Genomic DNA, 13,891 nt, shown 5'->3' on the forward strand with positions numbered 1-13,891 from the left:
TCAACCCACCGACGGCCCCATGCCCAGCGACTGCGGTGTGCTGGAATCCGGCGACGGCTGGTGCAGCCCGCCGTCCAGCGGCCCGAATTCGGTCATCAGCGCGGGACTCCCGCCCCACGGCGTCTGCTCCTCCGCGATCAGCGAGTTCGTCGTCAGCAGCAGCCCCGCCACCGAGGCACCGTTCTGGACCGCCGACCGGCAGACCCGCAGCGGGTCGACGACGCCCAGCTCGATCATGTCCCCGTAGCGGTCGTGAAGGGCGTCGAAACCCTCGTCGTCGCCCAGTTCCCTGGTCCTGGCGACGATCTCGTGCGCGGGATGGCCCGCGTTGAACGCGATGAGGTACGCCGGTTCGCTCAGCGCCTTGCGCACGATCTCGGCGCCGATCGCGTGGTCACCGTCCAGCCCGAGGTCTTCCAGCGCCTTCTCCGCGTGCAGCAGGGCCGCACCACCACCCGCCACGATGCCTTCGGCCATCGCGGCCCTGGTCGCCGACAGCGCATCCTCCACCCGGTGCTGGAGTTCCTTGAGTTCGGCCGGGGTGGCCGCGCCGACGTGGACCACCGCGACCTTCCCGGTCAGCGCGCCGATCCGTTCGGTCAGCACTTCCTCGTCCACCCCGAACCGTGCCCGCTCCAGCTCGGACCGCAACTGCCCGGCCCGGAACTCGATCGCCGCCGCGGAACCGGCGCCGCCCACGACGATCGTCTTGTCCTCCGTGACCCGGACCTGCTTGGCCCGGCCGAGGTGGTCGAGCGTCATCGTCTCCATCGAGAATCCGGACTGCCGGGACAGCACCGCGCCGCCGACCACCGCCGCGAGGTCCTCCAGCTTGTGCAGACGCCGGTCTCCGAAGCCGGGCGCGCGGACCGCCACGGCCTGGAAGGTGCCGTTGACGTGGTTGTGCACCAGCATCGACAGCGCGGTCCCCTCGACCGTCTCCCCGATCACGACCAGCGGCCGCGGAGCCCGCATCACCTTGTCCAGCAACGGCATCAGCTGCTGCACACGGGTGATCTTCTCACTGCACATCAGGAGGTACGGATCCTCCAGCACGGCTTCCAGCCGTCCCGGATCGGTCACGAGGTACGGCGAGAGATAGCCGTTGTCGAACTCGAAGCCCTCCACGAAGTCGACGTTCATCCCGATCGACGGCGACTCCTCGACCGTCACCACACCGCCCGCGCCGACGGCGTGCAGGGCTTTCGCGATGACCTCGCCGACAGCGTCGTCGTCATTGGCCGAGATGGCGGCGACCCGCGCGTAGTCCTGTTCGGACACCACAGGACGGGCCCGTTTCTCCAGCTGCCGCACGACCAGGCCGACGGCGTGGTCGACGCCGCGTTTGACCAGGACGGGATTCCCGCCGCGGCCGATCGCCGCCATCCCCTCGCGGATGATCGCCTGCGCGAGCACGGTCGCCGTGGTGGTGCCGTCGCCGACCATGTCGTTGGTCTTGATCGCCGCCTCCTTGACCAGTTGCGCGCCCATGTTCTCGAACTGGTTCTTGAGGTGGATCTCCCGCGCGATGGTGACGCCGTCGTTGGTGACCACGGGCGAACCGGTGATCTTCTCGATGATCACGTTGCGCCCCTTGGGGCCCAACGTCGACTTCACCGCCTCGGCGAGTTTGTCGACTCCCGCCAGGAGGAGGTCGCGGGCGTCCGAGCCGAACCGCAGTTCCTTGGCCATGGTGCGTGCTCCTCGATCGGGGCGGGTTCAGGGGGTGAGGATCGCGCGGCCGCGGACCCGGCCGTGGCCGAGATCGGCGAGGGCGTCGAGCGCCGCGTCCAGCGGGTACTTCCTGGTGTGCAGGGTGACCCGGCCGGTCTGGGCCAGCACCATCAGTTCGGCGAGGTCGTTGTAGGTGCCGACCAGGTTGCCGATCACGTTGCGTTCGGTGGAGATCAGGTCGATCGCCGGGATCTCGAGCTTGCCGCCGTAGCCGATCACGAACTGCGAACCGGCGCGGCGGGTCATCGCGAACGTGTCCTGCTGCGCGCCCTGTTCGGCCACGAAGTCCAGGACGACCTCCGCGCCGTCGCCGCCGGTGAGGTCCAGTACGGCTTCGACGTGCTTCCCGTCGGCGAGGACGGTGTGATCGGCGCCGAGCATCGCCGCCAGGTCCAGGGCTTCGGGGTTGCGATCGATCACCACGACGGTGGTCGCGGTCAGCGCGCGCAGTGACTGGATGCCGATGTGCCCGAGCCCGCCGGCGCCGTTCACCACGCACACCGTGCCCGGCGGCAGCAAGGGGACCGCCTTGCGGACCGCGTGGTAGGCGGTGATCCCGGCGTCGGCCAGCGCGGCGACGTCCTCGGGCCGCGTCTCCGGATCGAGTTTGATACACGCCCTCGCCGACGTCAGCAGGTACTCCGCCATCCCGCCGTCGGTGGTGATACCGGGGAATGTCCCGTCAGAACAGTGCATGTCGTCACCGGCGCGGCAGGCGCGGCACAGCCCGCAGGTCGGCGTCGGATGCAGGATGACGGTGTCGCCGACCTCCACACTGGACACGGCGGAGCCGACTTCGTGCACCCAGCCCGCGTTCTCGTGCCCGATCGTGTAAGGCAGGGTGACGCCGGACTTCTCCGCCCACTGTTCCTCGATGATGTGCAGATCGGTGCGGCACACCCCGGCGCCGCCGATCTTCACCACCACGTCGAACGGGCCGGTGGCGCGGGGTTCCGGGACCTCCTCGACGACGGGCCGCCGATGATAGGCGTGCAGGCGAACCGCTTTCATCCCGTGTTCTCCTCACCTCGGGCCTGCGGGTACCGCACGCGCAGCATGCCGCGGCACACGCCGGAATTGGCCTCCATGCTGGTCCTCGTGAGCCGGGCGAAGGCGAGATGCCGCTTCGCCTCCGACGGCGTGATCGGCAGTGCCGTCACCGGGTCGAGCAGCAGGGCGTCTTCGTCGCCGTCGGGCAGGCACAGTTCGCTCCGGCGGCGCCGCAACCGGTCGAGGTCGGGTCCCGCCGGGACGTCGCCCAGGGTGAGTCCGGGCAGCCGGGCGGCGTCGGCACCGTTGGCGAGCAACGCCCGGCATACCCGGTCGGTTCCGGCGAGCACGGCCTTGCGGACGAAATCGGCCCGCAGTCCGTCCAGTTCGCCGGCCGCCTCCCCGTCGAACGACGCTTCGAAGCCTTCGCGCGCCGCCACCCCGTGATTGATGGCGTCGGCGGCGAAATGGTCGAGCAGGACCACTTCCACCCCGGTCACTCCCCTCGTCCCCGCCACCGCGTCGTAGGTGTCGGCGACCATGAGGAACGCGAAGTTGGGCGCGCAGAAGTACGTGGGCAGCCGCAGTTCCACCCGCACCCGGCCCGCCGGATCGACCTCGCACCGGGCCACGAAACCGAGGTCCGGCAACGGCTCGTCCAGCTCCGGATCCCGCACGGTGCGCAGGGCGGACCAGACCGCCGCCATGACGGTCATGGCTGCCGCACACCGACCGGTTCGATCTCCGGCTCCAGTCCCAGTTCCGGCGGCACCTCGATGTCGTAGAGCCGGGCGGCGTTGAGGCCGAGGATCTTCTTCTTTTGCGTGACCGTCAGCGGGGCGAAGTCCGAAAGCTCGTCGTCCTCGGGCATGTTCCAGTCGACGAAGCCCTCGACCTGCCATTTCGGCTCCCAGATCGCGTAGTCGGCGCCGAAGATCAGTTTGTCCTCGCCGATCCAGAACATCAGCTCGCCCATGACCTTCGCGAAGAACTTCGGCCGGGCGTGCATCAACGCGCCGACGACGACCGCGAGCCCCGCGTAGACGTTGCGCTCCTGCGTCGCCATGAAGCAGAAGTCCTCGATCCGCGGCAGGCCGACGTGTTCGACGATGAAGTTCAGGCCCTGGAAGTCCGTCGCCACGTGGTCGATGTCGGAGACGTCGAAGGCGTCCTTGTCCAGCGGCCAGATCGTCGGTCCTTTGTGGACATGGATGTTCCTGACGCCCAGCTCTTCGCATTTCTCCAGGTACCGGGCCGCTTCCGGATCCTTCAGGCTCCAGCCTCGCGACTCGCCTCGCCACTCGGCCGTGTAGAGCTTGACTCCCTTGGCGCCGTAGCGTTTGACCCGTTCCTCGAACGCCTTCAGCCCCTCCCTGCCCTCGCGCGGGTCGAACGTGGTGTTGACGAGGAACCGCCCCGGATGCCGTTCGGCCATCGCGCCGTCGGCCTCGGTGGTGTTGAACCCGTTCTTGTACCACTGCCGCAGATTCGTCGGCTGGAAGATCGCCTTGTCGACGTGCCCTGCCTCGAACAGGTCGTGTATCATCAGCTCTTCGGAATACTTCCGGAACCGGCCGATCGGCCAGTGGGTCTCTTCCGGGCCGAGTCCGTGGTAGGCGTGGAAGCATTCGATCCAGCCCCGTGCGAACTCCTCCTGTCCCGCCACCCAGTTCTCCGGACCGGCGTCCCAGAAATGGGTGTGGCCATCGACGATGAAGTACCGCTCTCCGTCCTTTGTGTACATGAGGCGCCTCCAGCCGGGCGTCAGCGGATGGGCTTGAGGTCGAAGTCGAGGTACTCGGCCGCGTCCTCGGGGTTGGCGAACATGATCGTGCGATCGTCGAGATGCACCATCCGGCCGTAGTGGGTGGACATGCTCTCTTCGAACTCCGCCGAGGTGAACCAGCCCTCCTCCTCACCGGCGGCTTCGTCGATGTCGGCGTAGACGAGATCCATCCGGCCGACGGCGTCGACGCGGATCATCGACGGCAACGGCGTGGTGGCGACGTTGTCCAGCTGTCCCGCGACCCCGGCGATGATCACGCCGACCTGGTTGTTCATCAGCGTGAAACCGCACATGCCGGAGGCGGTGCTGTCGGCCTTGAACACGGTCATCGGCCCAGCTCCTTCGGTGCTTTGAGACCCAGATCGGACAGGATGCCGGCGAACCGGCTCTTCGCCCGGTCGAGGCCGTCTTCGAACCGGGTCGGCTTGGCGTCGGGCTGCGACCACAACGGCTGCAGCGTGCGAGCGGCGGCGACGCACCGGGGAACCCAGTCCTGAAGCCAGCCCTGGAGGATCTCCTTGTTGTGCCCGGCGTACTGCCGGTCGTTGACGAGCAGATCGAACATCGGCTTCGTGTACCGGAGATCGCGTTCGGAGTAGTCGAACTCTTCGGCGCCGACGAGGGTCGGCGTGACGAAGTCGCCGTTCGCCGGCGCGGCCTCCTGAACGAGGTTGCTGCGGAACAGTTCGCCGACCAGCGGCTCGAAGACCACGTTCGCGGCGAAGATCGCCTCGCACCAGTCCCAGATCCCGGTGAGCTGTTCGGCCGTCTCACGGACGCCCTGCCAGGCCGGGTCGGCATCCCACGTCTCCAGATGCGCCGAACCGTCGAAACCCTCGATCTCCTCGGTGAGCGTGAGGTTGTACAGGGCCAGGTCCTGCGCGGCGCGGATGCGGTGCATGCTGTTCACCGAGATCGCGTTGTTGTGCATGTTGGTCGGCGCCCGGCGGTTGGCGTTGGCGAACAGGTACAGCCCGAGGCCGTGGTCGACATGCATCCACGCGCCGACGTGCTTGGCCACGAAGTCCACCCAGTTGGGGTTCCACTGCTCGAAGGCCTTGGCCTGCCGCGCCGCGTCGACGTTCTGGTTCAGCTGCCGGACGACGTTCGCGTTGTAGCGGTAGAGGGTCAGTTCCCATTCCTCGTTGGGATCACGGAACTCGTGCCAGCCGTGCGCCGGCCAGTCGTAGCCCTTGCCGCCCGAGCCGGGACCGCGTTCCGGTTCCGGCCGGTCCGAACCCCAGGCCTTCAGCACCGTCCAGCCGAGCGGATAGCCTGCCTTGCCGTCGGCGAAGGCGTACAGCCAGCCCTGGGAGAGGTAGTGCCGCGGATCCGGCTGGACCTCGACGGTCACATCCTCGTAATGGCTCTGCTTGCGCCTGGCCGGGTTGAAGTAGGTGAAACGGCGCGCGTCCGAATCCGGGAACACCTTGGCTCCGGCCTCGGCGTCGGTGAAGACCGGCTTCGGCACACTGCGTTCTTCAGTGCCTGTCATGGGGTTCACTCCTCACCGGTAGTGGTGAACTTGTCATAGAAGACGCGCTTCTCCGCGACTCCGAGGGAAGGCAGCAGCTCCAGGGCCGCCTCCACCATCGGCGGTGGACCGCAGACGTAGGCGTCGGCGCCGCGGAGATCGGGCCCGGCCCGCTTGAGGACGTCGGTGACGAAGCCGGTCTCGCCGTCCCAGTCCTCGTCGCCGGGTTCGGAAAGCGCCGGTAGATAACGGAAGTTCTTCAGGATTCCGGCGATCGCCGCCAGTTCGGCTTCGAAGCAGAGGTCGTGCCGCCGCCGGGCGCCGTAGTAGAAGGTGGCCTTGCGGTCGATGCCGCGCTCCGCCATCGACCGCAGCAACGCCAGGACGGGCGCCATCCCGGCCCCGCCGCCGACGAACACGACCTCGGCGCCGGGCGCGTCCCGCAGCGTGAACACCCCGAACGGCCCGGTGACGTCCAGCCGGTCGCCCGCCTTCACCCGGCTGTCGAGGAACTCCGAGAACAGGCCGCCGGGGTGGATCTTGACGACGAACTCCAGCAGGCCTTCCCGCGCGGAGGTGTTGGCCATCGAGAACGACCGCGTCTGGTCCGTGCCGGGGACCTTGAAGTCCAGGTACTGGCCGGGGAAGAACTTCAGCGTCTCCGGTTCGACGAGCCGCACGACCAGCTGCCGCAGATCAGGGGTGACGTGCTCGTTCGACACGACCTCCACGACCGCGTCGGTGATCGGCAACCCGGCCTGGATCATCTCCTCGTCGTAGTTGAGGAGCTCGATCGTGAGGTCCTCGTAGGCGTGCGCCCGGCACAGCAGGGTGAAACCCTCCTCCTTCTCGTAGTCGGGCAGGGCGAAGGTCGAGTACCGGTCGTGTTCGACGTCGTCGCCGTCGAGGATGAAGGATTTGCAGGACGCGCACTGGCCTTCCTTGCAGCCGTGCATGAGCATGACGCCCTGTTCGGCGGCGGCGCGCAGGATCGTCTGGTCCTCGCTGACGTCGATCTCGATGCCGACGGGTTCGAACCTCACCCGGTGCTTTCTCATGACTCCTCGTCCCGCGGGAGAAGGTGGGGAGGGCGCTGTGTCGCTGAGGGGTGCGCCCTCCCCACGTGGTCTCAGGGGCGCGGAGCGGGCCGCCCGGCCGGGCCCTGGCGGTTGTAGTCGGCCTGGAACGCGGCGCGTTCGGCGTCGGTCATCCGGTTCAGCAGCACGTTCGGCGACTGCACCTCGGGCATCCGGCGGAGGTGGTCCAGTGTCCACATCTTCTTCGGGTCGAGGTCCAGATGCGGCTGCGCGACCATGGTCCTGCCGTCGTCGCGGACGAAGCCCATGTCGGAGACGACGTCAGCCCAGTTCCAGCCGTGGTACAGCGTCTCCCATTCGCGGGCGCCGACGAGCTTGCCCATGTTCGGCGTGCCGCGGCCCTGGTAGGTGGGCTGGAACGCCTCGGCGTCGGTCCAGCGGCAGGTTTCCGAGCAGTAGGTGCGCCATTGCCCCTCGACCTTGTCGGTGACCATGTCCTCGCGGATGAGGCACGGCACCATGCAGGTCCAGCACCGGTGCGGGTACACGTAGTCGACGTCTTCGGCGACGATCGGATGGTGCCCGTTCGGGGTGGCGAGGCGGTTGTAGTTCTCCCACCACTTGCCGTACCGGTCGTACCAGCCCGGATACTTGTGCTCGAACCACTCGAAGTCCTTGTCCGTCATCGGGTCGATCCGCCAGTAGTTGGCGAGCCATCCGGTGGCGAAGAACTGCGCGACCTCGTGCACGTATCCCTTGGTCCAGATCCGGTTCCACGCCTCTTCGACGAGGTCGTGCGGGATGACGAGGCCGTAGCGCTCCAGCGGGACGAGGTAGCTGCGGTAGTAGTCGTCGTAGATCCAGCGGCGCCACATCTCCGCGTAGCTCTCGCGGTCCTTGCGGCGGTCCTTGGTGCCGTACTCGATGAAGGTGCCGATCGCCGCGTCGACCACGGCGTGGTTGTTCCACCAGGCGTACCGCAGGTCGCGTTCGAGCAGCTGGTGGTTGCTCTCGTCGGACAACGCCATCAGCAGGGTCGCGTAGCCGTTGCTGATGTGGCGGGATTCGTCGGACTGCACCGAATGGAACACCGTCGGCAGCAGGTAGTCACCGTTGGCGGCGGCCTCGGCGGGCATCGCGACGAACAGCGTGTTGGTGAACGCCGTCTCCGCCACGATGGTGAGATAGATGCTCGCCGCGGTGATGGCGTCCCCGGTGATGAACCCCTCGGCGAACTGGCGGCCGATCGTGCCGCAGTAGTCGTTCTGGAAGTTGCGCAGGCTCGAGTTGAAGCCCGCCGGATCGATGTAGTTCTGCATGTACAGGCGTTTGAGGTTCTGCTGGATCGTCGAATGCCGGACCTCGTCGATCATCTGGATCGCCTGGCCGTTGTGCAGTTCCGGGTTCGGCACCGTGCGGAACAGCAGCGGCATCGCCCGCGCGGCGGAGATCTCGGGCAGCGGGATGATGCTCAGGAACAACTTCTGCCACTCCAGCCAGCGTTCCTGCACCTGACGGAACATGTTGCCGCGGATCGCACCGTCCTCGGCGCCGTACACCCGGTGGTCTTTTTCCTCCTGCATCGGGAAGTAGGACCTCAGCACCTGCTTGAGCGGGTCCTTCTTCTTGGCCTTGCGGAAGGTGTAATCGGTGCCGTAGTGCGAAACCGGCGTGTGGTACGCCGGTTCCCAGGACAGCTCCTGGATCTTCTGGTGGGCTTTCGCCACACTTTGGCGGCTCATGGATCGCTCCTTGTCCGAGGCTCCCGCCACCATTGGAGGGCAGGCCGCGCACGGCGCGAGTCTCAATGTGAGACACCACGGGCGGCCGACCGCCTCTACCCTGGGGGCAAGCGGCACTCGGGTGTGCCCGCGTCCGCGCGGGCCGCGGCACTCGCGGGAGGTCAGGTGGACGGCATGGTCCCCGCCGACGAGCAGCTCGCCCTGACCAGGGTCCGGTTCCTCACCGAGGAGCCGATCGGACCGGGATGCGTACGGCAGCCGATCCTGGCGTCCTGGCGCCGGTCGCGGGACCTGCTGGTGCGGGCCGACCGGGTCGACCCGCGGTATCTCGGCGACCAGAATCTCGACATCCCGCTGATCCGCGGCGCCGGACCGGTGCTGGCCAAGCTCGGCGAGCAGTTCGAGGGGCAGCCGATCAGCCTCATCCTCACCGACCCGGCCGGGGTCGTCCTCACCCAGAGCACCGGCGACAGCGAACTGCGCCGCCATCTCGAGAGTGTCGAACTCGTGCCGGGGTTCAGCTACGGAGAGCACTCCGTCGGCACCAACGGCATCGGCACCGCGCTCGAGGAAGGCCGCGCGACGCAGGTGTACGGGCACGAGCACTACGCGGAACACCTGGAGAACCTGGCCTGCGCCGGCGTCCCGATCCACCACCCGATCTCCGGCAAGAAGGTCGGCGCGATCGACCTCACCTGCTGGTACAAGGACGCGGGCGGGCTGTTGCTGGCGCTGGCGCGCTCGACGGCCGAGCAGGTCCGGCAGGCGTTGCTGCGGCACTGTGACCTGCACGAGATGCTGCTGTTCCAGACGTATCTGCAGACCTGTCGCCGCTGGACCGGGATCGTGCTGGCGGTCAACGAGGACATCGTGATGATGAACGACCGGGCGCGGCAGTTGCTCGACCCCGCCGACCAGTCGGTGCTGCTCGGCTTCGCCTCCGAAGCGCTGGGCTCGGGCGGGACGACGGCGGAGCTCTCGCTGTCGAGCGGTCAGCGGGTCCAGGTGTTCTGCCGCCGCGTCCCCGGACGGCGGGACGGCGACATCGCGGGCGGGGTGTTGTCGGTCAAATTCGTCGAAACCGGCGAGAGCGGCTCCGGGAGCGCGCCGATGCTGCCGATGTACCTGCCCGGCGTCGTCGGCTCCGCGCCGTTGTGGTCACGATGCGGGCGCGAGCTGGAGAACGGGTTCAGCCGCAAGGAATGGGTCGTTCTCGAAGGGGCGCCGGGGACGGGGAAGCACATCCTGGCCAAGGGGATGCACCTGCGGCGCAGCCCGTCGGCACGACTGTGCACAGTGGATGCCGCAGGCGCGGCGGACGCGGAATGGGCGGCGGGACTGCGGCGCGAACTCCGCGCCCATCCCTCGGCGACGCTCGTCGTCCGGCACGCGCACCGCCTTCCGGCCGCCGCCGCGGAGCCGTTCGCCCGGTTGCTGCGGGAATTGCGGCACGAGGGCGGGCCGTGGGTGGTGCTGACCCTCGCACCCGGCACCGAGACCGCGCCCGAACTGGCGGAACTGCTGAAGTTCTTCCCGCGCACCGTCCGGGTCCCGCCGCTGCGCCAGCACACCGAAGACCTCGCCGAACTCGTCCCCCTGTTCCTGAGCAAACTCGGCTACGGCGGGCGGCTCACCTGCTCGGCCGCCGCGTTGCACCTGCTCATGCGGGCCGAATGGCCGGGCAACGCGGGCCAGCTCCACCGGGTGCTGAGGGAGGTCGCGCAACGCCGCCGCGTGGGGACCATCGTCCCCGGCGACCTTCCCGCCGAGTTCCGTGCCGTGGCGCGACGCCCGCTCAACCGGTTCGCGGTGATCGAGCGCGACGCGATCGTGCGGAGCCTCGAGGACGCCGACGGCAACAAGGTGCGGGCGGCCCAGCTGCTCGGGATCTCCCGCGCGACGATCTACCGGAAGATCCACGAGTACGGCATCGTGCCGCCGTCCCGGTCCTAGGGCGCGATTCAGGCGACTTCGGAGCTGCGTCCGCCGTCGTGCAGGCCGAGCATGTCCAGCAGGGTCGCGCAGTCTTCGGCGTTCGTCGCCCGTGACGCCACCACGAGGGCCGCCTTCCGGCGCAGGGCTTCCTGCTCCGGGGTGTCCTGGCCCTCCGGCAGCAGCTCGGGCACCGGGTGCAATCCGAGTTCGTTTCTCATGATCCCCCCTTGGGTAGAGAACAGCGTGTCCCTCTGATACCCGCGATCGCGGGTGCGCACACAGGTGTCCCCGTTCGGGTGCGCAGAGACACAGGCGCCTTACTCCATCCGAGTGATTGAGCCGCGCGAGGCCGGAAGCCGGGTGGCCCCGGCAGTGTCGAATCTCGCCTGCTCCATGGATCAACCGGACGTTTATCCGGCGATTCGAACGGGGTACTTGGCCGGGGAAGAGAGGAGCCTCGATGCCCCAGCAGAGTTGGACCGACAAACGAGAACGTCAGTACGAACACATCAAGGATTCCGCGAAGGACCGGGGAGCGAGCACAGACCGGGCCGAGGAGATCGCCGCGCGCACCGTCAACAAGAACCGCGCGCAGGCGGGCGAGTCACGCGAAGCGAGCCGGACGTCCATGCAGGACATGTCGCCGCAGCGGCGGGGCGGCAAGCGGTCCGGGAACCGTCAGGGCCCGAACGGCCCGACGAAGGACCAGCTCTACGGCGAAGCGAAGAACCGCAACGTCAAGGGCAGGTCGAAGATGTCGAAAAAGGAGCTTCAGCGCGCCCTCGGCCGTTGATCACGCGTCCCGCGGCGGATCCCCGCCGCGGATACCTCACGGCCACGGACGGATGGGTTTCGCAATGGATACACATGGACGGGGTGGACTGACCCCGCAGACCCGGCTTCAATCGGACGATCTGTTCGACCGGGTCGAGCTTCGCCTTCCCGCCGAGGCTGAACAGATTCCTCTCGTCCGCACGCTCACCCACGGTGTGGTGGCGCGTGCGGATTTCGGCTTGGACGCCATCTCCGACGCGAAAATGGCCGTCGACGAAGCCTGCTCCCAACTTGTCCAGCCCGCCGAACTGGGAGCCGTTCTTTGTTGTGTCTTCCACGAGATACCGGGGGGAATCGCCGTGTCGATCTCGACGCGGACGGCGAAACCGTTCCTGCCGAGCGAGACCACGTTCGGCTGGCACGTCTTGACGACCTTGACCGGCTCGGTGACGGCACGGTGCGAGCCGATTCCCGGCGAACCGGGGAGCACGACGACGATCGACCTCGTCCTGGCTTCGGGAACGAGCGACGGGTGAGCGGCGAGCGCAAGACCCTCACACGCCAAGCGGACGGCTACGCTCACTGTGAACCCCTGTTCGAAGAGATGTCCCTCCTGCCGGGGGACTCCCGGCGCCGCCAAGAGCTGCGTGACCGCCTGGTCACCGAACTGCTGCCACTCGCCGAGCACATCGCCACCAGGTTCTCCGGCCGGGGCGAGCCCCGCGAAGATCTGGTGCAGGTGGCGCGGATCGGCTTGATCAACGCGGTCGACCGCTTCGATCCCGGCCGCGGGCACGACTTCCTCTCGTTCGCCGTGCCCACGATCATGGGCGAGGTCCGGCGGCACTTCCGGGACACCGGCTGGTCGGTCCGCGTACCCAGGCGGCTCAAGGAACTCCACGTCTCGCTCAGCCAGGGCACGGCCGCGTTGGCCCAGCGGCTCGGCCGCGCACCGACCCCGACCGAGCTCGCCGAGTATCTCGGGCTCGAAGTCAACGAGGTGCGCGAAGGACTGCTCGCCGGCCAGGCGTACCAGACGTTGTCGGTCGACAAGCCGGTCCATGACGACGCCACCGAGGCTCTTTCCCTCGCCGACACGATCGGCGCGGAGGACCACGAGATGGCTTTGGTGGAGAACCACGAGGCGCTGCAACCCCTGCTGCGGGAACTCCCGAAACGGGAGCGCACGATCCTCGTGATGCGGTTCTTCGGCGGGTACACCCAGACCCAGATCGCGGAGCGCGTCGGCATCTCGCAGATGCACGTTTCGCGGCTCCTCTCGCAGACTTTGGAACAGCTGCGGGGAAAGCTCTCGGAGTAGCGTGAAGGCCCCCTTCCCTCGAACGTCGAAAGGGGGCCTTCACTCGCGGGCCGTCCTACGGCGTCGTGTAAGGCGCCTGGTGCTCGATCGACGGGCTCGCGGCCGGGTAGCGGCCTTCCTGACCCGGCACCGGGGTCACGGTCGTGCCCTGGTGCTCGGGCTCGACGCGCTGCCTGGGGCGGTTGATGACCGCTTCGGCCTCCTGCTCGCCGCGGATCCGCGAAAGCACGCTGAGCGTGATCGCGTGGGCGATGGCCAGGACCAGCAACAGCACACCCAGCCTGCCCACCACACCCGGCAGATCACTGCCGCCGATGTCGATGGTCGACAGCAACGCCAAAACACCCAGCGTCGCGAGGTGGAACAGCACCGTGACGAGCCAGGTCATGGATGCCCCGGCCGCCGGATCGCCGTATGAACCTCGCAGGTAGCGCTTACCACTTTGGTAGATGATCAGACCGTCGAGCATGACCAGCGCCACTCCGATGACGAGGAAGGCCACGTATGCGTTGGTAGTCATGCCGGAACGCTCCCTTCGTTATGGGGTCAGCTGCCGGGGCGGTCCACGTCACCACGCCACGCGCCGGACTCGTGGCCGCGGCTCTCGATGAACTCCTTGAACCGCTTCATGTCGCCCTTGATCCGGCGGTCGAGCACGCCGAGTTTGTCGGCGACGTTTTCGGCGAAACCCTCCGGGTCGATCTCCATCTGCGCCGTGACCCTGGTCTTGTTGTCATCCAGCCGATGGAAGGTGATGACACCCGCGTGGTCGGGACCGGAATCCGAGGTCCACGCCACGCGCTCGTCGGGATGCTGTTCGGTGATGGTCGCGTCGAATTCCCGGCTCACCCCACCGAATTTGGTCACCCAGTGGGTGTGGGTCGCGTCGATCTGGCGGATCTCCTCGACACCTTCCATGAAATTCGGGAAGGTCTCGAACTGAGTCCACTGGTTGTACGCGGTTTTCACCGGGACTTCGACGTCCACCATTTCGGTGATCGTGCTCATGCATCCTCCTCCTCGGTTGGGTGCTTTCGAGCCGGCACTCCCCGGCTACCCGACCCCGGACGGCCCGAAACTCACCGTGATTGATCGTCC

The 13,891-nt window shown here is 67.7% G+C and carries 15 protein-coding genes; 4 read left to right on the forward strand and 11 right to left on the reverse strand.

The genetic code is table 11. The features are described from left to right. The 8 genes from groL to AMYAL_RS0140035 all read right to left on the reverse strand — a co-directional run bounded on the left by groL (position 1) and on the right by AMYAL_RS0140035 (position 8,763). The gene (gene groL / locus AMYAL_RS0140000) at positions 1-1,692 is read right to left on the reverse strand and encodes a chaperonin GroEL (RefSeq protein WP_020636926.1); all 1,692 of its coding nucleotides are present in this window, start codon (positions 1,690-1,692) and stop codon (positions 1-3) included. 27 nt (positions 1,693-1,719) lie between these two features. Further along, positions 1,720-2,745, reverse strand: coding sequence for an NAD(P)-dependent alcohol dehydrogenase (locus AMYAL_RS0140005; protein ID WP_020636927.1), 1,026 nt, complete (start codon positions 2,743-2,745; stop codon positions 1,720-1,722). Beyond that, a complete protein-coding gene (locus AMYAL_RS0140010; RefSeq protein ID WP_020636928.1) occupies positions 2,742-3,440 on the reverse strand; it encodes an iron-sulfur cluster assembly protein in 699 nt (232 codons plus the stop codon). Before AMYAL_RS0140010 ends, AMYAL_RS0140005 begins: the two co-directional genes overlap by 4 nt. Continuing rightward, positions 3,437-4,468 carry an amidohydrolase family protein gene (locus AMYAL_RS0140015; RefSeq protein WP_020636929.1) on the reverse strand — a complete coding sequence of 344 codons (1,032 nt, stop codon included), beginning with the start codon at positions 4,466-4,468 and terminating at the stop codon, positions 3,437-3,439. The genes AMYAL_RS0140010 and AMYAL_RS0140015 overlap by 4 nt, the downstream gene beginning before the upstream one ends. Positions 4,469-4,488: 20 nt before the next feature. Then, positions 4,489-4,839 carry a propane 2-monooxygenase effector subunit MimD gene (mimD, locus tag AMYAL_RS0140020; RefSeq protein ID WP_020636930.1) on the reverse strand — a complete coding sequence of 117 codons (351 nt, stop codon included), beginning with the start codon at positions 4,837-4,839 and terminating at the stop codon, positions 4,489-4,491. Beyond that, positions 4,836-6,005 carry a ferritin family protein gene (locus AMYAL_RS0140025; RefSeq protein ID WP_020636931.1) on the reverse strand — a complete coding sequence of 390 codons (1,170 nt, stop codon included), beginning with the start codon at positions 6,003-6,005 and terminating at the stop codon, positions 4,836-4,838. The genes mimD and AMYAL_RS0140025 overlap by 4 nt, the downstream gene beginning before the upstream one ends. Positions 6,006-6,010: 5 nt before the next feature. Continuing rightward, entirely contained in the window at positions 6,011-7,042 is a 1,032-nt protein-coding gene (locus AMYAL_RS0140030) for an NADH:ubiquinone reductase (Na(+)-transporting) subunit F (RefSeq protein ID WP_039794852.1), read from the reverse strand. A 71-nt stretch (positions 7,043-7,113) separates the two neighbouring features. Further along, entirely contained in the window at positions 7,114-8,763 is a 1,650-nt protein-coding gene (locus AMYAL_RS0140035) for a ferritin family protein (protein ID WP_093976606.1), read from the reverse strand. A gap of 165 nt (positions 8,764-8,928) precedes the next feature. Here AMYAL_RS0140035 and AMYAL_RS0140040 point away from each other — a divergent pair, with 165 nt between their 5' ends. Next, on the forward strand, positions 8,929-10,716 hold the full coding sequence (locus AMYAL_RS0140040) for a sigma-54-dependent Fis family transcriptional regulator (RefSeq protein WP_020636934.1): 1,788 nt from the start codon (positions 8,929-8,931) through the stop codon (positions 10,714-10,716). An 8-nt stretch (positions 10,717-10,724) separates the two neighbouring features. Here AMYAL_RS0140040 and AMYAL_RS0140045 read toward each other — a convergent pair whose 3' ends face one another. After that, positions 10,725-10,916: a hypothetical protein gene (locus AMYAL_RS0140045; RefSeq protein WP_020636935.1), complete on the reverse strand. Its 192-nt coding sequence runs from the start codon at positions 10,914-10,916 to the stop codon at positions 10,725-10,727. Positions 10,917-11,158: 242 nt separating this feature from the next. On the opposite strand from AMYAL_RS0140045, the gene AMYAL_RS0140050 reads away from it, so the two are divergent. From AMYAL_RS0140050 to AMYAL_RS0140060, 3 genes are all read left to right on the forward strand, one after another. Continuing rightward, positions 11,159-11,491: a hypothetical protein gene (locus tag AMYAL_RS0140050; RefSeq protein ID WP_020636936.1), complete on the forward strand. Its 333-nt coding sequence runs from the start codon at positions 11,159-11,161 to the stop codon at positions 11,489-11,491. A 64-nt stretch (positions 11,492-11,555) separates the two neighbouring features. Continuing rightward, positions 11,556-12,008 (forward strand): ATP-binding protein, encoded by a 453-nt coding sequence (locus AMYAL_RS0140055; protein ID WP_020636937.1) that lies wholly within the window; start codon positions 11,556-11,558, stop codon positions 12,006-12,008. After that, positions 12,005-12,793 carry a SigB/SigF/SigG family RNA polymerase sigma factor gene (locus AMYAL_RS0140060; RefSeq protein ID WP_020636938.1) on the forward strand — a complete coding sequence of 263 codons (789 nt, stop codon included), beginning with the start codon at positions 12,005-12,007 and terminating at the stop codon, positions 12,791-12,793. Before AMYAL_RS0140055 ends, AMYAL_RS0140060 begins: the two co-directional genes overlap by 4 nt. Positions 12,794-12,848: 55 nt before the next feature. On the opposite strand, the gene AMYAL_RS0140065 is transcribed toward AMYAL_RS0140060, so the two are convergent. Then, positions 12,849-13,313, reverse strand: a complete 465-nt coding sequence (locus tag AMYAL_RS0140065; RefSeq protein ID WP_026467834.1) for a hypothetical protein — start codon at positions 13,311-13,313, stop codon at positions 12,849-12,851. A 26-nt stretch (positions 13,314-13,339) separates the two neighbouring features. After that, positions 13,340-13,801, reverse strand: a complete 462-nt coding sequence (locus AMYAL_RS0140070; RefSeq protein WP_020636940.1) for an SRPBCC family protein — start codon at positions 13,799-13,801, stop codon at positions 13,340-13,342. Between the last annotated feature and the right edge of the window lie 90 nt (positions 13,802-13,891).

Origin of the sequence: Amycolatopsis alba DSM 44262 (assembly GCF_000384215.1) — a bacterium.
In the GTDB taxonomy this organism is placed as follows: Bacteria; Actinomycetota; Actinomycetes; order Mycobacteriales; family Pseudonocardiaceae; genus Amycolatopsis; species Amycolatopsis alba.